This is a genomic window from Ruegeria sp. BHSC043 (assembly GCF_059612985.1).
The window spans coordinates 39348-58497 of record NZ_JBXWRS010000004.1; the positions used below are offsets into that span (position 1 = coordinate 39348).

General features: G+C 61.9%; 24 protein-coding genes. 16 read left to right on the plus strand and 8 right to left on the minus strand.

All coding sequences use genetic code 11. The features are described 5' to 3' along the window. The first annotated feature begins 165 nt into the window (after positions 1 to 165). From AC2FMM_RS08700 to AC2FMM_RS08715, 4 genes are all read left to right on the plus strand, one after another. Entirely contained in the window at positions 166 to 468 is a 303-nt protein-coding gene (locus AC2FMM_RS08700; RefSeq protein ID WP_496680247.1) for a BufA1 family periplasmic bufferin-type metallophore, read from the plus strand. A gap of 77 nt (positions 469 to 545) precedes the next feature. Beyond that, positions 546 to 1400, plus strand: a complete 855-nt coding sequence (bufB, locus tag AC2FMM_RS08705; protein ID WP_496680320.1) for an MNIO family bufferin maturase — start codon at positions 546 to 548, stop codon at positions 1398 to 1400. Continuing rightward, complete coding sequence (locus AC2FMM_RS08710; protein WP_496711875.1) at positions 1397 to 2161, plus strand: HvfC/BufC family peptide modification chaperone; 765 nt, start codon at positions 1397 to 1399, stop codon at positions 2159 to 2161. Before bufB ends, AC2FMM_RS08710 begins: the two co-directional genes overlap by 4 nt. Continuing rightward, positions 2158 to 2685 carry a DoxX family protein gene (locus tag AC2FMM_RS08715; RefSeq protein WP_496711876.1) on the plus strand — a complete coding sequence of 176 codons (528 nt, stop codon included), beginning with the start codon at positions 2158 to 2160 and terminating at the stop codon, positions 2683 to 2685. The genes AC2FMM_RS08710 and AC2FMM_RS08715 overlap by 4 nt, the downstream gene beginning before the upstream one ends. A gap of 1 nt (position 2686) precedes the next feature. Here AC2FMM_RS08715 and AC2FMM_RS08720 read toward each other — a convergent pair whose 3' ends face one another. Both AC2FMM_RS08720 and AC2FMM_RS08725 read right to left on the minus strand, forming a co-directional pair. Further along, the gene (locus AC2FMM_RS08720) at positions 2687 to 3055 is read right to left on the minus strand and encodes a hypothetical protein (protein ID WP_496680243.1); all 369 of its coding nucleotides are present in this window, start codon (positions 3053 to 3055) and stop codon (positions 2687 to 2689) included. Positions 3056 to 3097: 42 nt separating this feature from the next. Then, positions 3098 to 3415, minus strand: a complete 318-nt coding sequence (locus AC2FMM_RS08725; RefSeq protein WP_496688930.1) for an ArsC/Spx/MgsR family protein — start codon at positions 3413 to 3415, stop codon at positions 3098 to 3100. 214 nt (positions 3416 to 3629) lie between these two features. On the opposite strand from AC2FMM_RS08725, the gene AC2FMM_RS08730 reads away from it, so the two are divergent. Further along, positions 3630 to 3836 (plus strand): cold-shock protein, encoded by a 207-nt coding sequence (locus AC2FMM_RS08730; RefSeq protein WP_496680240.1) that lies wholly within the window; start codon positions 3630 to 3632, stop codon positions 3834 to 3836. Between the two features lie 156 nt (positions 3837 to 3992). Here AC2FMM_RS08730 and thyX read toward each other — a convergent pair whose 3' ends face one another. After that, on the minus strand, positions 3993 to 4904 hold the full coding sequence (gene thyX / locus AC2FMM_RS08735; protein WP_496796333.1) for an FAD-dependent thymidylate synthase: 912 nt from the start codon (positions 4902 to 4904) through the stop codon (positions 3993 to 3995). 175 nt (positions 4905 to 5079) lie between these two features. On the opposite strand from thyX, the gene AC2FMM_RS08740 reads away from it, so the two are divergent. The 3 genes from AC2FMM_RS08740 to AC2FMM_RS08750 are packed head-to-tail and all read left to right on the plus strand — an operon-like array spanning position 5080 to position 6928. After that, entirely contained in the window at positions 5080 to 5508 is a 429-nt protein-coding gene (locus AC2FMM_RS08740; RefSeq protein WP_496796334.1) for a VOC family protein, read from the plus strand. Continuing rightward, positions 5505 to 6206, plus strand: a complete 702-nt coding sequence (locus tag AC2FMM_RS08745; protein WP_496680236.1) for a DUF1194 domain-containing protein — start codon at positions 5505 to 5507, stop codon at positions 6204 to 6206. The genes AC2FMM_RS08740 and AC2FMM_RS08745 overlap by 4 nt, the downstream gene beginning before the upstream one ends. Continuing rightward, positions 6203 to 6928, plus strand: a complete 726-nt coding sequence (locus tag AC2FMM_RS08750; protein ID WP_496796335.1) for a DUF1194 domain-containing protein — start codon at positions 6203 to 6205, stop codon at positions 6926 to 6928. The genes AC2FMM_RS08745 and AC2FMM_RS08750 overlap by 4 nt, the downstream gene beginning before the upstream one ends. Here AC2FMM_RS08750 and AC2FMM_RS08755 read toward each other — a convergent pair. The 3 genes from AC2FMM_RS08755 to AC2FMM_RS08765 all read right to left on the minus strand — a co-directional run bounded on the left by AC2FMM_RS08755 (position 6922) and on the right by AC2FMM_RS08765 (position 8141). Next, complete coding sequence (locus AC2FMM_RS08755) at positions 6922 to 7419, minus strand: MarR family winged helix-turn-helix transcriptional regulator (protein WP_496688938.1); 498 nt, start codon at positions 7417 to 7419, stop codon at positions 6922 to 6924. The genes AC2FMM_RS08750 and AC2FMM_RS08755 overlap by 7 nt on opposite strands. 78 nt (positions 7420 to 7497) lie before the next feature. After that, a complete protein-coding gene (locus AC2FMM_RS08760) occupies positions 7498 to 7755 on the minus strand; it encodes a succinate dehydrogenase assembly factor 2 (RefSeq protein WP_496680230.1) in 258 nt (85 codons plus the stop codon). Continuing rightward, positions 7752 to 8141, minus strand: coding sequence for a helix-turn-helix domain-containing protein (locus AC2FMM_RS08765; protein WP_496796336.1), 390 nt, complete (start codon positions 8139 to 8141; stop codon positions 7752 to 7754). The genes AC2FMM_RS08760 and AC2FMM_RS08765 overlap by 4 nt, the downstream gene beginning before the upstream one ends. Positions 8142 to 8232: 91 nt before the next feature. Between AC2FMM_RS08765 and AC2FMM_RS08770 the strand changes: the two genes are divergently transcribed. Both AC2FMM_RS08770 and AC2FMM_RS08775 read left to right on the plus strand, forming a co-directional pair. After that, positions 8233 to 9435, plus strand: a complete 1203-nt coding sequence (locus AC2FMM_RS08770; RefSeq protein ID WP_496796337.1) for a pyridoxal phosphate-dependent aminotransferase — start codon at positions 8233 to 8235, stop codon at positions 9433 to 9435. 13 nt (positions 9436 to 9448) lie between these two features. After that, a complete protein-coding gene (locus tag AC2FMM_RS08775; RefSeq protein ID WP_496680225.1) occupies positions 9449 to 9850 on the plus strand; it encodes a hypothetical protein in 402 nt (133 codons plus the stop codon). A 4-nt stretch (positions 9851 to 9854) separates the two neighbouring features. Here the strand turns inward: AC2FMM_RS08775 and AC2FMM_RS08780 are convergent, their stop codons facing one another. Together AC2FMM_RS08780 and ppk2 are read right to left on the minus strand one after the other, a co-directional pair. Continuing rightward, entirely contained in the window at positions 9855 to 11219 is a 1365-nt protein-coding gene (locus AC2FMM_RS08780) for an MATE family efflux transporter (RefSeq protein ID WP_496796338.1), read from the minus strand. Positions 11220 to 11299: 80 nt separating this feature from the next. After that, positions 11300 to 12229 carry a polyphosphate kinase 2 gene (ppk2, locus tag AC2FMM_RS08785; protein ID WP_496680221.1) on the minus strand — a complete coding sequence of 310 codons (930 nt, stop codon included), beginning with the start codon at positions 12227 to 12229 and terminating at the stop codon, positions 11300 to 11302. Positions 12230 to 12362: 133 nt separating this feature from the next. Here ppk2 and AC2FMM_RS08790 point away from each other — a divergent pair, with 133 nt between their 5' ends. The 6 genes from AC2FMM_RS08790 to AC2FMM_RS08815 all read left to right on the plus strand — a co-directional run bounded on the left by AC2FMM_RS08790 (position 12363) and on the right by AC2FMM_RS08815 (position 19121). Then, entirely contained in the window at positions 12363 to 13241 is an 879-nt protein-coding gene (locus AC2FMM_RS08790) for an alpha/beta fold hydrolase (RefSeq protein WP_496796339.1), read from the plus strand. A 166-nt stretch (positions 13242 to 13407) separates the two neighbouring features. Beyond that, positions 13408 to 15366 carry a DNA topoisomerase IV subunit B gene (parE, locus tag AC2FMM_RS08795; protein WP_496796340.1) on the plus strand — a complete coding sequence of 653 codons (1959 nt, stop codon included), beginning with the start codon at positions 13408 to 13410 and terminating at the stop codon, positions 15364 to 15366. Beyond that, positions 15363 to 16238 carry a hypothetical protein gene (locus AC2FMM_RS08800; protein ID WP_496796341.1) on the plus strand — a complete coding sequence of 292 codons (876 nt, stop codon included), beginning with the start codon at positions 15363 to 15365 and terminating at the stop codon, positions 16236 to 16238. The genes parE and AC2FMM_RS08800 overlap by 4 nt, the downstream gene beginning before the upstream one ends. A 234-nt stretch (positions 16239 to 16472) precedes the next feature. Beyond that, positions 16473 to 17246: a hypothetical protein gene (locus AC2FMM_RS08805; protein WP_496796342.1), complete on the plus strand. Its 774-nt coding sequence runs from the start codon at positions 16473 to 16475 to the stop codon at positions 17244 to 17246. Positions 17247 to 17332: 86 nt separating this feature from the next. Beyond that, positions 17333 to 18070 (plus strand): CAF17-like 4Fe-4S cluster assembly/insertion protein YgfZ, encoded by a 738-nt coding sequence (gene ygfZ, locus AC2FMM_RS08810; RefSeq protein ID WP_496796343.1) that lies wholly within the window; start codon positions 17333 to 17335, stop codon positions 18068 to 18070. A gap of 106 nt (positions 18071 to 18176) precedes the next feature. Continuing rightward, entirely contained in the window at positions 18177 to 19121 is a 945-nt protein-coding gene (locus AC2FMM_RS08815) for an ABC transporter transmembrane domain-containing protein (RefSeq protein WP_496796344.1), read from the plus strand. The last annotated feature ends 29 nt before the right edge of the window (positions 19122 to 19150 follow it).

Sequence of the window (19150 nt, forward strand, 5' to 3'; positions counted from 1 at the left end):
TTATGGATTTCCTAATTTATTACAGTGCGTTAACTTGCAAGGGGCATTAACGTTCCCTGACACAGCCGTGAGACACGGGCTCGTGAATTCAACAGAGAGGTGTCAGCCGTTACCTTTGTCAATGTCACAAGCAGACATACGCAATCACGAAAAGGATTACCTGAGATGTCGAACACCGCCAAAACCCTCGTAATCGCAAGCGCCGTTGCAGCAGCCGTTGCCGGCACTGCCACCACCGCAGCCGCACAGGCCAAGGAAAAGTGCTATGGCATCTCGAAGGCCGGTCAGAATGACTGTGCCGCTGGTCCGGGCACCACTTGCGCCGGCACCTCGACCGTCGATTACCAGGGCAATGCCTGGACGCTGGTCGATGCAGGCACCTGCACCGATATCGAACTGCCCAAAGCTGCGGACGGAACACCCCGCAAGGGCTCACTGGAACCGCTCGAGCGTGACCTGCCCGCATAAGACTGCCTGACGGTTTACAAGGGCGGGCGTTTTCAAATTGCCCGCCCTCTTTTTTGCCGGAAAGGATCAGGCCCTTGTTGGATGACGCCCGTAAAGTAAACCATTTGCCCGCCGCGCCCGGTGTTGGCTACAAGCCTCAGCACTTTGCCGACCTTCTGGCGCAGCCCGGTCCAGTCGGCTGGCTGGAAATTCACGCCGAAAACTACATGGGCGACGGCGGTCGCCCCCTGGCGCAACTGCGTCACCTTGCCGAACGGTTTCCCATCTCGGTGCATGGCGTGGGCCTGTCGATCGGCGGCGAAGGACCGCTGGACGCCGAGCACCTGGACCGATTGAAACACCTTGTGGGCTGGCTGAACCCGGCCAGCTTTTCAGAACATCTGGCATGGTCCACCCATGACAGCCAGTTCCTGAACGATCTGCTGCCCCTGCCCTATACAGACGCCACACTGGCGCGCATCTGCGATCATATCGATCAGGTACAAGAGACGGTGGGCCGGCAGATGCTGCTGGAAAACCCGTCCAGCTATCTCGCTTTTGCCGAAAGCACGTGGTCTGAACCCGACTTCTTGCGCGAGGTCGCACGCCGGACCGGATGTGGCCTGCTGCTGGACGTCAACAATGTTTTCGTCTCGGCCACCAATCTGAATTACAGCCCGCAGGCCTATATCGACGCCTACCCTGTGGACCAGGTTGGCGAGATCCACCTGGGTGGCCACGACGAGGACGAGGACGACCATGGGCAACCCCTGCTGATCGACAGCCACGGCCGCGCCGTCGTCGACCCGGTTTGGGCTTTGCTGGATTATGTGCTCGACCAATCAGGCCCCAAACCCGTGCTGATCGAATGGGACAATGACGTGCCCGACTGGCCCACCCTGCGCGCCGAGGCTGAACGCGCGCAATCCGCGCTGGACCGGATCCCGGCATGAGCGTTTCGCAATCGGAATTCCGGGCGGCCTTGCTGGACCCGGCAGCCCCCGTGCCCGACGGGTTGCTGGACGACCAGGCCCGCCCCGCCGGACGCCGCTTCAGCGTCTATCGCAACAACGTAGCCGTGTCGCTGACCGAAGCAATGCACCAGGCATTTCCGGTCATAACCAAGCTGCTGGGTCCGCAGAACATGGACGGTCTGGCCGGGATCTATCTGCGTCAGCACCCGCCGACCTCCCCGCTGATGATGTTCTATGGCGAGAGCTTCCCCGAATTTCTCGCCGACACCAAGCAACTGGCGCATCTGGGCTATCTGCCTGACGTGGCGCGGCTGGAGCTCGCCCTGCGCCGGTCGTACCACGCCGCCGACAGCCAGCCGATCGCGCCCGACGTGCTGGCCACCCTGCCGCCTCAGGACTTGATGCAGGCCCGGCTGGGCATTGCCCCGGCCATGCAACTGATCCGGTCCGACTGGCCCATTTACGCCATCTGGTTGTTCAACACCGAAGACGGCGCGCCAACGCCCGAGCCCGGTGCGCAGGACGTGCTGATCACGCGCCCTGAATTCGACCCGTCGCCGCACCTGCTGCCCCCCGGCGGGCTCGACTGGATCACCGCCATTCAGGCCGGCCGGACCATTGGCCAGGCCTTCGAGGCAACCACCGCTCGGACGCCCGCATTCGACCTGGGTGCCACCCTGGCACTGCTGCTGCAGGGCAATGCGATCACTTCTGTCACCATCGAAAGGCCGGAAACATGACTGCCCTGATTTCTCTGCACAATTCCGCATTCGGTAAGCTGGACCACGCCTCGAACTGGCTGACGCCGACAGTGGCGCGGCTGACCTTTGCTGCGGTTCTTCTGGTCTATTACTGGAACTCGGCCATGACCAAGCTGGGCAGCGGCTTTTTTGGGTTCCTTTTCCCTTCGGACGGGGCCTATGTGCAGATCTTCCCCAAGGCGATGGAGGCCGTCGGCTATGACAGCTCGCAGCTTGGGTTCTTTACCTGGCCCGTTGCCGTCGCCGGCACGTGGGCCGAGTTCATCCTGCCAGCATTGCTGCTGGTGGGGCTTTTCACTCGCCTTGCCGCCCTGGGCATGATCGGGTTCGTCTGGGTGCAGACATTCACCGATGTCACCGGGCATGGGGTCAAGCTGGGCAGTCTGTTCGACAACACCATCACCCTGATGGATCAGCGGGTTATGTGGACCTTCCTGTTCGTGGTTATCGTGATCAACGGCGCGGGCCCGCTCTCGCTCGATCGGGTTCTGCGCCTGAAATGACCTAGAAATGCGCCTTGGGTTCGTCCGGCTTGCCCGCGGCGATCCCAAGCAGCCCCGCGACGCCGGCGAAGGCAATGGGGAACATGGTAAACACGCCAAAGCCAAAGGCGTAGTACATTCCCGCCGCGGAAATCAGCAGCAAGACCCCCGCCACCAAAGCCCGGGCGTGCGCCATCGCACCCCCGGCAATCGCCAGCATCGGCGCAAAGATCGAGGCCGTCTTGATCAGTTCCGGGTTCTCCACCTGCTCGGCCAGACCTTCAATCTCGCCATAGCGATCCACCAATTCGACGAACCCGTATCCGAAAAACCCGACGATCATTCCGACCAGCCCGGCGATGACCCCCAGGATCATGGCTGCGTTTCGCATGCTGTCTTCCTTGCTGTTGCGTCGTGACAGATAGGCACCCTTTCAGACAATGCCAAGGCCGGCTTGGGTCTGCGGGGTCCAGCCCAGATACATCTCGGCCCCGTTTTCGATCAGCGGCCGCTTCATCAGCGTGGGGTGGTCAGCCAGCAGTTCCAGAACCGGACGCGCGCGCGCGGCCGCGTCCAATCCGCGCCAGGTCGTTGAACGGGTGTTGAGCAAGGTGTCGCCGAAACGCGCAAATGCCCGCGCCAGTACATCGGCCGGCACGCCTTGCGAGCGCACATCTACAAACTCGGCATCCGGAAGCGATTTCAACGCCTTGCGGCAAGTGTCACAGGTCTTGAGACCATAAAGGCGCATGGCCGGTCCTCTTTGGTTTTTGATCCAATTTCGGGCAAAACGCAGTGCCTGGCCCAGTATTCCTTGATTTTTTACCGCACCGTGCAATGTTGAAAAAGGCGAAACACATAATTTACGCCGTCTCGTTCGCTCGGAACTGCGTCGATTGGTGGTCGCTTTGACTATGCCCTGTCATTTCGCAGGGTGACGCGCAAGGAGAAGGAGACACGGAATTATGCCTACCGGCACCGTGAAGTGGTTCAATACGACCAAAGGCTATGGTTTTATTGCCCCTGATGAGGGTGGCAAGGATGTGTTTGTTCATATCTCGGCCGTAGAACGATCCGGCCTGACCGGACTCGCCGACAATCAGAAAGTCTCGTACGAGTTGCAGGACGGACGCGACGGCCGCCAAATGGCGGGTGATTTGAAGCCCATGTAATCGGTCCGCCCGTCAGGGCGGCGCCCTGAAACAAGGTCGACGGCCAATTTGCGGGCCGTTGACCGCTCCCCTACCGCCCGCTATCCCCTGTGCCGGTTTTTGACCGGGTCGGCTGTTTGAGAAGCGGTCATGACGTTGCCCAGACAGGCTGCGTGGCTAGGTGTTGCGGATCACCGCCTCGAACTCCCGCCACTCGCGCGCGGTCATGCCCGAGTTCTCCTGTGTCACCGCCTCACCTTGCAGCATGCGCCGCAGTGCTTCGACCATCTGCGCTGACAAGTTGACCGCACCCAGGCGGTAGTCCTCGAACGCCTTGTAGGCGAACGGAACCCAGTCAGCCACGATTTTGCACATGGTTTCGGCATAGACCCGGATTTCGTATTGCGCATGCGGGTCGGCCCGCAACCGCAGGAAATGGAACAAGTTATGCAAGTCCACCTTCCAGTACCACTGCGTGTAGATGTTGGCCGGCAGGTTCATCCGCGCCAGTTCGCGCGCCAGCCCCTGCTGGCCGTCCTGGCGGATCATCGCTTCGTAATTGTCGTAGCAGCGGGCGCTGTCGGCCTTGAGAATGTCCAGCACGCGGGCAGCTTCTTCACCCTGCAACGCCTCTCCCCGGCCCTGATTGTTGACCGCCGACTGCGCCGCCAATTGATCCGGCGCGGGAATGTAGAATTCCCGGTCAAGGATCGAATAGCGGGCGGAGTATTCATTTACATTCGCCGTGCGGTGCCGGATCCACTGTCGTGCTACGAAGACCGGCAGTTTGACATGCAGCTTGACCTCGCACATCTCAAACGGGGTCGAGTGCCAGTGCCGCATCAGATAACGGATCAACCCCTCGTCATTCTGCACCGATTTGGTGCCCTTGCCGTACGAGACCCGCGCCGCCTGGCAGATCGCCGCGTCGTCGCCCATATAGTCGATCACCCGCACGAAACCGTGGTCCAGAACCGGGTGTGCGGTGTACAGATGCTCTTCCATGCCGGGCGCCACGACTCGACGGGTCGGCTGCGTCTGGGCGCGTTGTTCTTCGATTTCGGCCAGTTGTTCGGCAGACAGCGGCATGAAATTTCCCTCTCCAGCATTGAGTCGTCTAACACTATATATCGGCAGCACTGGCATCGAAACCGCGATATGTACGGCGCCTTGTGCATTTTTCGTATGGAGCCCTGCCCGCCCCTCGACACCCACCGACAGCGCGCTAAGCTGACGCAGATCATCTTGAAAAAAGGAAAACACGATGGGGCTGAAATACCTCCACACGATGGTTCGGGTGAAGGACCTGGACAAATCCATGGCGTTCTACAAGCTGCTGGGGTTGCAGGAAACCCGCCGTTATGACAGCGAAGAGGGGCGGTTCTCGTTGATCTTCATGGCGCCTCCGGGGCAGGAGGACGCACCGATTGAACTGACCTACAACTGGGACGGCGATGATGGTCTGCCCAGCGACAGCCGCCATTTCGGGCACATCGCCTATGGCGTCGACAATATCTATGAAACCTGCCAGCACCTCGCCGACAACGGCGTCGTCATCAACCGCCCGCCGCGCGACGGGCGCATGGCCTTTGTGCGCTCGCCGGACAACATCTCGATCGAACTGTTGCAGAACGGCGAACCGCTGCCCCCGGCCGAGCCCTGGGTCAGCATGGAAAACACCGGCCACTGGTGATCCGCTGGTTGACAGCCCTGGGGTTGGCCGCCTTGGCCGGCCCCGTTCAGGCCGAGCAATGCCGCCTGGCACTGCTGCTTGCACTCGACATCTCGGTATCGGTCGATGCAACCGAGGACGCGCTGCAGCGTCAGGGCCTGGCCGCCGCTCTGGTCGCGCCCGAGGTCGAACGGGCGTTCTTTTCGTCGCCCATGCCCGTGGCCTTGGCCGCCTATGAGTGGAGCGGGCGAAACACGCAGCATGTCATCCTGCCCTGGCAGATGATCGAAACCCGGGCCGATCTGCTCGATGTGGCCCGGCGCATCGGTCGTTCCACCCGCTCCGATGCCGGGTCCGCCACAGCCATGGGCCACGCGCTGGGGTACGGTGCAACCTTGATGCGCCAAGCCCCGCCCTGCCTGTTCCAGACCATTGATCTGTCGGGGGACGGATCGAACAATGACGGCTACGGCCCGCAGATCGCCTATCGCCATTTCCCCTTTGAAAACGTCACGGTCAACGGGTTGGTCATCAACGCCGCAGATTTCGAAGGCGAGCTGTTCCTGATTCCGTTCTTTGAAAACAACGTCCTGCACGGCCCCGGAGCCTTTCTGGAAATCGCCCAGGGATTCGAGGACTTCGAACGCGCCATGCGCCGCAAACTGGAGCGCGAGTTGACCAGCCTGCAGATCGGCGCGCTGGAGAGGGCCGTCCGATGATCGTCCGAGCGCTGGCGTTGTTGATGTGCCTGGTCGCGACCCCGCTTGCCGCCCAATGCCGACAGGCACTGGCGCTGGGGCTGGATGTTTCGGGCTCGGTCGACAGCCGTGAGTACCGATTGCAACTGGACGGGCTGGCGGCAGCCCTGCAGCGGCCCGAAGTGCAAGACCTCATCCTGTCGGACCCGAGCACACCGATCCGGCTTGCCGTCTTCGAATGGAGCGAAACCAGCTTTCAACGCGTGCTCATCGACTGGACCACTCTGCGCAGTTCGTCCGACCTGCAGGCCATCGCCGAACGCCTGAAAGCCACCAGCCGCTCGTCGGCGCCACAAGGCACCGCGGTGGGGGCTGCGATGCAGTTCGGCGCCGGGCTTCTGGCTGGGCAAGCGGATTGCTGGAAGCGCACGCTTGATCTGTCGGGGGACGGCAAGCACAATGTCGGCCCACATCCGCGAACGGCCAAGTCAGCGCTGCGCAGCGCTGGCCTCACGATCAACGGTTTGGTGATCGGCGCCGACGATCCCGGCAACGGCGACGCTCGCTTTGTCCAGATCGGAGAGCTTTCAGCCTATTACAATGCCTGGGTCATCCTGGGCCCCGGCGCGTTCGTAGAAACGGCGCTGGGGTTCGAAGCCTACGAGGACGCCATGACCCGTAAGCTGATCCGCGAGCTTGACGCGCTGGTGATGTCGCAGGGCCTGCCCGCCACCGATCAGTAGATATAGCGGATCTGGTCCGTCCAGTACCGCTCAACCCGGCGCAGCGCGCTGGTGATGTCTTCGATTCCGTCCGCGCCCAAGACACCTTTGCTCTGCAGCCCGTCCGCGTGGCGTGCAAACAGGTCGGCCACGATATCGCGAATCTCGCGCCCGCGTTCGGTCAGCCGAACCCGGACCGAGCGCCGATCGATCTCGCAACGCTGATGGTGCATATACCCCATCTCGACCAGTTTCTTGAGGTTGTAGCTGACATTGCTGCCTTGGTAATAGCCGCGGCTTTTGAGTTCACCCGCCGTCACCTCGTGATCGCCGATGTTGAACAACAGTAGAGCCTGTACGGCGTTGATCTCCAGCACACCGACCCGCTCGAACTCGTCCTTGATGACATCCAGCAGCAGCCGATGCAGGCGTTCGACCAGGGCCAGCGCCTCCAGATAGCTGGACATGAACCCCTTGGCCCCCGGCGCGGAGACCTGCATTTCCAAACTCATCCGATCCTCCGATTCAGTCGCGCTGTTCTCGAAACTTTGGCGCGAAATCCCGAATAATCGGTTAAATCCGGATTTTCCTCATTTTTGAAAGGTTTGCGCGATTTCCGAGATCAAATCCTCAAACGGAGCGGGCGGCGCAACCTGTCCGGTGACCCACTGGTAGAGATCCTGATCGTTCTCATGCAACAGCGCGTCGTAACGGTCCAGCCCAGCATCGTCCATCGCATCCAGATTGCGCTCGGCATAGGCCTGCAGGATGATGTCCATCTCTTTGATGCCACGTCGCATCGACCGCATCTTCATCCGTTTGATCCGGGTTTCGCGCGTTTCGGTCATTCGCCTTTCTCCAGCTTCAAACGCAAGGCCTTTTCCACCCGCGCTAGCCGCTCGGAACTGGAGCGCATCTCACCGCGGATCGCACGCAGCTCGGCAACCAGCGGAGCCAGCTCGGCATCTCCTTCTACAAGATCGGGCACGCCCGCGCCCTCGCCTTCGCCGGTCAGCAACCACATGATCGACACGTTCAGCATGCCCGCCATCATCGACAGCTTGTTTGCCCGCGGCTCGGACATGTCGTTTTCCCACCCGACCACGGTCGCCTTCTTGACACCCAATCTCCGCGCCAGTTGGGCTTGGGTCATGCCGGCGGCTTCGCGTGCGCCGGCCAGACGATCTCCGAACGTCGCCGCCTCGGGTCCGAACCAGTCGGTTTCGTCGCTCATCAAACTCTCCAGTTCTGCAAATGCATATCGCTTGATCGTGTTTCGGGCGCACCCTATGACAGTCGGGACCAACATACAAACGGGGCCGTCCATGAGCTTTCTGTCTGCGACACTGTCGCGCGTCAAACCTTCGCCCACAATCGCCATGACGGCCAAGGCCGCCGAGTTGCGGGCCGCCGGGCGCGACGTCATCGGCCTGAGCGCGGGCGAGCCCGATTTCGACACCCCGCAGAACATCAAGGACGCCGCCGTCGCCGCCATCGCCGCGGGCAAGACCAGATACACCGCCCCCGACGGCATCCCCGAGTTGAAACAGGCCATCTGCGCCAAATTCAAGCGCGACAATGGGCTGGACTACACGCCCGCGCAGGTCTCGGTCGGCACGGGCGGCAAGCAGACGCTCTACAACGCGCTGATGGCCACGCTGAACCCGGGCGACGAGGTGATCATCCCCGCCCCCTACTGGGTCAGCTATCCCGACATGGTGCTGCTGGCCGGGGGCACCCCGGTGCCGGTGGAAACCACGCTGGAAAACCGCTTCAAGCTGACCGCCGAACAGCTCGAGGCCGCGATCACGCCCAAGACCAAGTGGTTCATCTTCAACTCGCCCTCGAACCCCACCGGCGCGGGCTATTCGTGGGACGAGCTCAAGGCCCTGACTGATGTTCTGATGCGTCACCCCCATGTCTGGGTCATGTCCGACGACATGTACGAACATCTGGCCTATGACGGGTTTCAGTTCTGCACGCCCGCGCAGGTCGAACCGGGGCTCTATGATCGCACGCTCACCTGCAACGGCGTGTCCAAGGCCTATGCCATGACCGGCTGGCGCATCGGCTATGCCGCTGGCCCCGTCGAGTTGATCGCGGCCATGCGCAAGATCCAGTCGCAATCCACGTCGAACCCCTGTTCGATCAGCCAGTGGGCCGCGGTCGAGGCACTGAACGGCACGCAGGAATTTCTTGCGCCGAATAACGGGATGTTCAAACGCCGCCGCGATCTGGTCGTGGACATGCTGAACCAGATCGAGGGCATCACCTGCCCCACCCCCGAGGGCGCGTTCTACGTCTACCCCTCGATCGCCGGGCTGATCGGCAAGACCACGCCCGCAGGCACGGTCATCGACAGCGACGAGGCCTTTGCCACGGCCTTGCTGGAAGAGGCCGATGTGGCCGTGGTGTTTGGCGCGGCTTTCGGCCTGTCGCCGAATTTCCGCGTCAGCTACGCGACCTCGGACGAGGCCTTGACCGAGGCCTGCACCCGCATCCAGCGGTTCTGCGCTTCCCTGAAATAACCCCGAGACCCCCATGTCCGCGACCCTGCCCGAATACTATTTCCGCGTCCGCGAGAACGGCGCCGCAGTCTATCGGATCGACACGGAAAACCGACAGCGCCGGATCGAAATGGATCAGATCGCGGTCGTCAACATCCGCAATGGCGAGGTCAAGCCACACGGCCAGCGCACTTTGACCGAGGCCGACAAGGCCGAGATCGCCCGCTGGATGGAGGACCGCAAGGCGCTGTTGGCGCAGCGTGACATCGACGACATCCACCGAACCATCGACCATCTGAACCTGACGGCGCAATGGGCCCAGTCCAAGGCGACTGACAACCAGTTGGAACAGGTCACCGACCGGCTGCTGCTGGCGATGCATGACTTGCGTTCGGTCTTGGTGCGCAAGAAGGCCGACCGCCAGCCCAAGAGCTGAGAGGCTATTCGGCCGGCTTGCCCACCGCCTTGACCGAGCGCGTCCAGAACCGTGTCATCAGCAGGACGGCGGCCGAGGCCAGCCCCAGCACCAGCCCCAACCAGACTCCGATACCGTCCATCCCGCGGATGAAGCCGAAATAGTACGAAGCCGGGATCCCCACGACCCAATAGCTGAGCCCGGCCATCACCATCGGCACCTTGGCGTCCTGCAGCCCGCGCAGCAGGCCCAGCGCGATTACCTGCGCTCCATCCACCAGTTGGAACAGCGCGGCCATAGCCAACAGCCCGGCCCCGATCGCCAGGATCTGCGGGCGCTGCGGGTCGTCCGATTCGACGAATACCGAGATCAGCGGCTCGGCGCAGGTCAGGAACAGGATGATCGTCATCACCGAAACCACCAGCGACATACCCGTGACCGCGATTGCGCCTTTTTCCAGATGCGCGCGGTCCTTCCGGCCCAGCGCATTGCCGGCGCGGATCGTCGCCGCGTTGGACAGGCCCAGATGCACCATAAAGGTGGCCGAGGCCAGGTTCAGCGCGATCCCATGCGCCGCCAGCGGCACCTGCCCGATCCAGCCCATCATGAAGGCCGAGGTCGCAAACAGCGACACCTCTGCCAGAAGGGTCAGGCCAATCGGCACGCCAAGCTTCAGCACGCTGAAGAACATCTCCCAGTCCGGGCGCCAGAACCGCTGGAACAGACTGTGTTCCGGCAGGACCTTCACCGCGTAGATGATGACCGCCACCAGGGACACGGTCTGGGTCACCACCGAGGCGATCGCCGCCCCCATCACGCCCAGCTCCGGCGCGCCCCAGTTGCCGAAGATCAGCGCATAGTTGGTCAGGCCGTTGACCACTGCCGCCGCGACGGTGATCCACAGCACGATCTGCGTGCGCTCGAGCGCGGCCAGATAGGATTTCAGCACCATCACCACCAGCGCCGGAAACAGACCCCAGCCCGCGACCCGCAGATACTCGGACGCGGTCTGCGCCACTTGCGGATCCTGATCCGTGGCGATCAGAATCGGGTAGGACCACCACAGCAGCGGCATCACCAGCATGCCATACAGCAGCGACAACCACAGACCCATGCGGGTGCTGCGGCGAATGCTGGTTTCATCCTCCTCGGCAGCCGAGGTGGCAACCATCGGCATCACCGCCAAGCCGAATCCGCCCCCGAACAGGAACAGCACGAAATAGAAACTGCCGGCCAGCGTCACCGCGGCCAGCGCCTCGACATCGTACCGGCCCAACATGATCGTATCGGTCAGGCCGATGGCAAACTGGGCCAGATGACCCCCGATCAAGGGCAGCCCCAGCACCGCAATCGCCCGGACATGGGCAGGATAAGTCATCACCTTGCTCATCCCGCCAGCCTTATGCCCGGCCCCGACACGGGGCAAGGGCTCATCTGGAAAATCTCGATCCGAGACCAGCTGCCCGCCGATCAGCTCGCCCGGGCATCAGGATGCAGGGCCGTGCCCAGGATGTGATCCGACCGGTGGACCACATGATGCGCCTGACCCACGATCAACGGATCGGGCTGGCCCACGACGTCATGATCCTTGTCCGGATAATCCAGCGTCGACAGGAAATGCCGCATGCAGTTCAGCCGGGCGCGTTTCTTGTCGTTCGACTTGACGATGGTCCAGGGCGCGTCGGCGGTGTCGGTATAGAAGAACATTGCCTCTTTCGCCTCGGTGTAGTCGTCCCATTTGTCCAGACTGGCCTTGTCGATGGGCGACAGCTTCCACTGCTTCAGCGGGTCGGTCTCGCGGCTCTTGAAACGGCGAAGCTGTTCGTCCCGCGTGACCGAGAACCAATACTTGTAAAGTTGGATCCCGGACCGCACCAACATGCGCTCCAACTCGGGCGTCTGGCGCATGAACTCGAGGTATTCGTTGGGGGTGCAGAACCCCATCACCCGCTCGACTCCAGCCCGGTTGTACCAGGATCGATCATAGAACACCATTTCGCCGACGGTGGGCAATTCCTGAATGTAGCGCTGATAATACCACTGGCCCTTCTCCTCCCAGGTCGGTTTGTTCAGCGCGACCACGCGGGCCTGACGTGGGTTCAGATGCTCCATGAACCGCTTGATCGTGCCGCCCTTTCCAGCGGCATCACGACCCTCGAACAGCAGAACGAACTTCTGCCCGGTCTCCTGTGCCCACAGCTGCACCTTCAGCAACTCGGCCTGCAATTGGGCCTTTTGCTTTTCATAGACCGAGCGGGACAGCTTGGTGCGATAGGGGTATTCGCCGCTTTCGAAAGCCTGCCGGATCTTTTCGCGGGTCGGCGCCTCCGGATCCGCCTTCGGCTTGGCCGCGGCGGCCTCGGGCGTTGAGTTCGGTTTCTGCTGGGTCACTGCATCCATGCGATCACTCCGGTTTTGCTGTTCACCGAAACACCTAGCAAATTTGTATCTTTTTCGCGTTGATCCGTATCAAGTTGACTTCGCTCTCAGGTCCGAAAATGCTGGGCCAAGCGGCATCACCCAGGAATTGTGCATGAAAACCGAATATCTCGACCTGAACGGCCAGCCGTTCTTCGTCCGTCGCTGGGGCAATGCAGACCTTCCACCATTGCTGATGCTGCACGGCTTCCCGGAATACGGGGGTGCCTGGTCCGACCTTGCCCCGCACCTGGCGGACCATTTCCACTGCATCGCCCCCGACCAGCGCGGCTATGGCCAAAGCTGGGCGCCCGAAGGCACCGAGCATTACGTCCTCTCACAGCTCGTCTCGGACATGGCCGCCCTGATCGAACAGATCGGCGCGCCGATCACCGTTCTGGGCCACGACTGGGGCGCCTCGGTGGCCTTCGGCCTCGCCATGTTCCGCCCCGACCTGGTCAGCCGCCTGATCATCGCCAACGGCGTCCACCCCTACCCCTTCCAACGCGAGATGGCCAAGGGCGGCGCGCAATCCCAAGCCTCGCAATACATCAACCAGCTCCGCGCGCCCAACTCGGCCGACTGGCTGTCCGCGGACAATTTCGCCAAACTCGAACAGTTCTTCCGGCACGGCATGGGCACCGACTGGCTGACGCCCGACCAGATGCAATCCTATCGCACGGAATGGGCCCGCCCCGGCCGCCTCGACGCCATGCTGAACTGGTACCGCGCCTCGCCCCTGCAGGTCGCCGACCCCGGCAAGCCATTAGCCGACCCGCCGCAACTGCCAACCGAGCGGCTGCGTGTGGCCTGCCCGCACCTGCTGATCTGGGGCCCCGAGGACAAGGCCCTGCTGCCGGAAACCACCGAAGGGCTCGAGGATTTCGCCCCTGACCTCACCCGCGTCACCATCCCCGGCGCCGACCACTGGCTGCACCACCAGCACCCCCAGAAGGTCGCGCAAGCCATCCTCGACTGGACCGACAAGACCTGACCCGACCCTTCATCTGGCCTCAAATATCCCGGGGAGCGCGAGGGGCAGCGCCCCTCGCTCGCACAACGCCCGCCCCCGACTTTACCCACAACACCTCGCCCCCCTCTTTCCCAGACCCACATCACCTGCCATAATGGGCCCAAACCCAAGAACAAGAGCAGCCCCCATGCCCGACGACCTGTTGACGCCCGAATCCGCCACCACCTACGACGCCTCCTCTATCGAGGTCCTCGAAGGTCTGGAGCCAGTCCGCAAGCGACCGGGCATGTATATCGGCGGCACCGACGAACGGGCGCTGCACCACATGGTGGCCGAGATCCTCGACAACTCGATGGACGAGGCCGTCGCCGGCCATGCCAACCGGATCGAGGTGGAACTGCACAAGGATTACGCGGTCACCATCCGCGACAACGGCCGCGGCATCCCGATCGACCCGCACCCGAAATTCCCCGACAAATCCGCGCTCGAGGTGATCCTGTGCACCCTGCACGCGGGCGGCAAGTTCTCGGGCAAGGCCTACCAGACCTCGGGCGGCCTGCACGGCGTGGGCGCCTCGGTGGTCAACGCGCTGTCGGATTCGATGGTCGTGCAGGTGGCCCGCAACAAGGAACTCTACGAACAGCGATTCTCGCGCGGCATCCCGCTGGGCCCGGTCGAAAAGGTCGGCGCCGCCCCCAACCGGCGCGGCACCACCGTCACCTTCCACGCCGACGACCAGATCTTCGGCCACCACCGGTTCAAGCCCGCGCGCCTGTTCAAGTCGATCCGCTCCAAGGCCTACCTGTTCTCGGGCGTCGAGATTCGCTGGAAATCCGCCATCGACGACGGCGAAACCCCCACCGAGGCCACCTTCCACTTCCCCGGCGGCCTGTCGGACTATCTCAAAGAGACGATGAACGGCTCCTCGACCTATGCCGACCAGCCATTCGCCGGAACCGTCGATTTCAACGAGAAGTTCGGCACCCCGGGCAAGGTCGAATGGGCGATCAACTGGACGCCCTCGCGCGACGGCTTCATCCAGTCCTACTGTAACACCGTTCCCACGCCCGAGGGCGGCACCCATGTCGCCGGCTTCTGGGCCGCGATCCTCAAGGGCATCAAGGCTTACGGCGAGCTGATCAACAACAAGAAGGCCGCCCAGATCACCCGCGAAGACCTCATCACCGGGGGCTGCGCGCTGGTGTCGTGCTTCATCCGTGAACCCGAATTCGTCGGCCAGACCAAGGACCGCCTCGCCACGGTCGAGGCGCAGCGGCTGGTGGAAAACTCGGTCCGCGACCATTTCGACAACTGGCTGGCCGCCGACACCAAATCGGCCGGCGCGATCCTCGACTTCCTGATCCTGCGGGCCGAGGAACGCCTGCGCCGTCGGCAGGAAAAGGAAACCGCCCGCAAGACCGCCACCAAGAAACTGCGCCTGCCCGGCAAGCTGGTCGATTGCTCGGCCACCAACCGCGAGGGCACCGAGCTGTTCATCGTCGAGGGCGACTCGGCCGGCGGTTCGGCCAAGATGGCCCGCGACCGCAAAACCCAGGCCCTGCTGCCCCTGCGCGGCAAGATCCTGAACGTGCTGGGCGCGGCCTCGTCGAAACTGGGCTCGAACGCCGAGATCAACGACCTGACGCAGGCGCTGGGCGTCGGGCTGGGCAGCAAGTTCAACCTCGACGACCTGCGCTATGACAAGGTCATCATCATGACCGACGCCGACGTGGACGGCGCGCATATCGCCTCGCTGTTGATGACCTTCTTCTTCACCCAGATGCGTCCGATGATCGACGCGGGCCACCTATATCTCGCCTGCCCGCCGCTCTACCGCCTGACCCAAGGCGCGAAACGCGTCTATTGCCTGGACGAGGCCGAGCGCGACATGTGGCTGGAGAAGGGCCTGGGCGGCAAGGGCAAGATCGACGTCAGCCGCTTCAAGGGGCTGGGCGAGATGGACGCCAAGGACCTGAAGGAAACCACCATGGACCCAAAGTCGCGCAAACTGATCCGCGTGACCATCGACGAGGACGAACCCGGCGAGACCGGCGACCTGGTCGAGCGCCTGATGGGCAAGAAACCCGAACTGCGCTTCCAGTATATCCAGGAGAACGCGCGGTTCGTGGAGGAGTTGGATGTTTGAGAACTGGAGTTTGTTGGCTGTGTGAGAAGGGGGCGGAACTTCATAATAGCCATGTTATTCCCAAGTTTGTTTTTCGCTGGTTAATTGAAACCGGCGGAACACCCTTCTTGCGGGCTGGAGCCAACCCTAATAGGAGGGTTCAAGACGGCGACAAGCATTTTCTGTATTGCTCGGATTGCGAGGCTGCGCTCTCTAAATGGGAGCAAAGAGCCAAAGAGCGTATTTTCGCACCAGCAACTAGAAGTGGCGAGTTAGCGAATAACTACGGTCCATGGCTATCTCGTTTTGCGTGTTCGCTAGCACTGAGAACTTTGCAATCTCAAATTTTTCGAGGGATCGACAAAAAGTATGATCCAACTTCACGAAAGCTCATAGCTGCCGCCGAGAAAAGCTGGAAGCAATTTCTCACCGCCTCCACCAAGCATCCCGGAGAGTTTAGCCAATACTTTCTATACCTTGGATACTTTGATAATTTTGATGATCCAACTTTGCCATCAAACTGGAATACTTGGGTAAAACGGTCCGTTGAAAGGGACATAATTTATACTACAAGCGGCAGTTTTCTTGCCACTTTTGTTAAACTAGGTCCCATCATCTTTTTCGGCAAAATACGCGACCAGAAGCAGATCTTGGGGAAAAATTTTATTCGTTGCTCAGAGGGCGAGTTTCCGCATCCGAGCTCCCTATTAAACTCCACGACATGGAATCTATTTAAAGATAGAGCGTCATCGGCTCAAAAGGTGATGAATTCTATGTCACAAAAACAAAAACAACTTGTTGACGAACAAATCTTGAAAGACCCAGAAAAATTTTTGAACTCGGGCTTGGCAGAATCGTTGTTTCAAGACTTTGAGCAATTCGGAGGAAGTTGACAATCGTAGAATGGGCACTCACACTCATCAATTTTCGCGCATCAAGCAAGCCGCAGCAACCCGTAGGGTGGGTTTCCAACCCACCTCCCCGCCGACAAATCACCTCGCAACGGCGGGGTAAAACCCCACCCTACCCCCGCGCCGCGGCATGGGCTGGCCCCACCCCCAAATCAACCCACCCTACATCTTCGTGAGCCCCATTGCCTGCGCCCCCCGGCCCCGTAGACTCGCCGCATGAGTTTCATCTCCGACAACCAGCTTCTGTTGCTGTTGCTGTTCTTTGCCGCCGGGCTGGTGGGCACCGCCTTTCTGTTCCGCAAACCGGCCGGGCACCGGGCGTGGAAGCTGGCCGATCTGGTCTGGGTCGTGCTGGGCGGGTTGGGCGCGCTGGTGGCCGTGCTGGCGGGGCTCTATACCGCCGACAGTTCGCGCCTGGATCGGCAGATCGACGTGGCCTATGCCGCCTCTCGGGCCTTTGACCGCGACGCCGCGCGCTTTCGCCTGCGCTTCTGCGACCCGGCCTATGACCCCGACACCGCCGTCCTGTGCGACAAGGTCGAATTCCTCTCGGCTTCGACCGCCAACAATGCCGACCTGCCCCTGTTCATCGCGGTCACCAACGAGGTCGCGCCGCTGCAGGGCTTGCACTTTCTGCTGGGCGGCCACAGCCGCGCGCAGATGGACGAGATGCACGAAAAGGCCGCCCGGGCCGACGCCTTCGACATCGAGCAGTTCCTCGTCTTCACCACGCTTGACGACAAAACTCAGGAGGCGATCGACAACATGCGCCGCAAGGTTCCGGCCATCGCCGGCGACTACATCATTCTGGCCCAAAGCTATGACGACCTGATCGAACAGGTCGGGAAGCTGAAGGATGAATGGGAATACCTGCAGGCCAACGCGCATATCCTGGTTCTGCAGATCATCGCGCTGTGCCTTGTCAGTTTTGCCGCCCCGTTCCGTCTGGGAAAATCGGTGGTCGAGCTGCGCAGCAGCCTGGGTGCCTGACCGCATGCGCCTCGTAGCGAAACCTCTGGCCTTGCCGGTCCATTCGCTTATATGAACAGCCGCACCGATTGCACGAGGACCCAAAGATGAGCACCCGCCGCATTGTGCGCCTGACCGGCGCGGATACCGACAGCTTTCTGCAAGGTCTGGTCACCAATGACATCCGCGGGCTGGACCACGGGCTGGTCTATGCCGCGTTGCTGACGCCGCAGGGAAAATACATCGCGGACTTTTTCCTGAAACGCGATGGCGACGGCGTGCTGCTGGACGTGGCCGAGGATCTGGCAGACATGCTGATCAAACGGCTGAGCATGTACAAACTGCGCGCGGACGTGACGCTCGGCGAAACCGAGCTGCATCTGCAGCGCGGAACCGGCCCGGCGCCCCAAGGCGCCCTGTCCGACCCGCGTCATCCGGATTTGGGATGGCGCGCCTATTCGCCCGCCGCCGAGGCCGATGACGGAACCGACTGGGACGCGATCCGGGTCGCCCATTGCATTCCCGAAAGCGGGATCGAACTGACGCCCGACACCTATATCCTCGAGGTCGGGTTCGAGCGGCTGCGCGGCGTGGATTTCAAAAAAGGCTGCTATGTCGGACAGGAAGTCACCGCCCGCATGAAGCACAAGACCCAGCTGCGCAAGGGATTGCAGGTGGTTGGAATCGAAGGCGCCGCCCCGGTCGGCACCCAGATCACGTCCGAAGGCAAACCAGCGGGCACCCTGTTCACTCAATCGGGGGGCAAGGCCATCGCTCATCTGCGGCTGGACCGCGCCGGCGCGGACATGCAGGCCGCGGATGCGCGGCTGTGGCTGATCGACTGACCTCTGTTGCTCAACCGGCACGACCCTGAACGGGGCTTGCGCAGGGCATTCCTCCGGTGCGGTACCCGGAGTAGAACAGGCAGGCACGAATTGAACGGGCCGAGGGATGCTGAGACTGTACGCAACCATCTGGCGCGCCAGCGCCAAGCGGCAGGTCATACTGATCCTGCTGTCTCTTGCAGTTGCTGCGCTGGCCGCTGCGCCGCTGGAATTTCAGCGTGACATCATCAACCACCTGACCTCGGATGCGGTCGAAAAGGCCCAACTGATCTGGATGAGTGCCGGCATGATGGGCGTCATCCTGCTGAGCCTCGCCCTGAAATGGTTGCTTGGATATCGCGCTGGCACGCTGGGCGAGGACATGATCCGCCGGATCCGCCGATTGCTTCTGGCGCGCGCAAAAGATGTTGACGAGGCCGACGAGGATGTCGGGAAAGGCACGCTGACAACGGCCATTTCCGCCGAGGCCGAAGAGCTTGGCAAATTTGCCGGCGGCGCCTTCACCGATCCGGTCGTGCAGATCGGCACATTGGTCAGTGTGATCGCCTACATTTCGTCCACCCAGCCCTGGCTGGGTCTGATCGCCTTGTCGATGATCGCACCGCAGATCGCCATCGTGCTGATTTCCCAGCGCAAGGTAAACCGCTTCGTCGCCGAGCGGGTGCGCATCCTGCGAAACGCCACCGACCATCTGACCACCGACGACCTGCAACGGGTCACCCAGGACATCCACCACCAGTTCGACGCCATCTATGAGACGCGGCGCCGCATGTTTTTGTGGAAACTGTCCGCCAAATTTGCCCTGAGCGTGATCAACGGCGCAGGTACGGTGGCCGTACTGATGCTGGGGGGATGGCTTGTCCTGAACGGAAAAACCGACGTGGGCACCGTGGTGGCGGCCACCAGCGGGCTGGCCCGCATCCAGGGCCCCACCGCGTTCCTGATCGCCTTCTATCGGCAGGTCAGCGCCAATCGCATCAAATTCGAACTGATGCTGGAACTGTTCGGCCCCGACCGCGAGCGATACCGCCAGCCCGATGCACGGGCATGAAACAGGCCGCCCCAGGTCTTCCGGCGCGG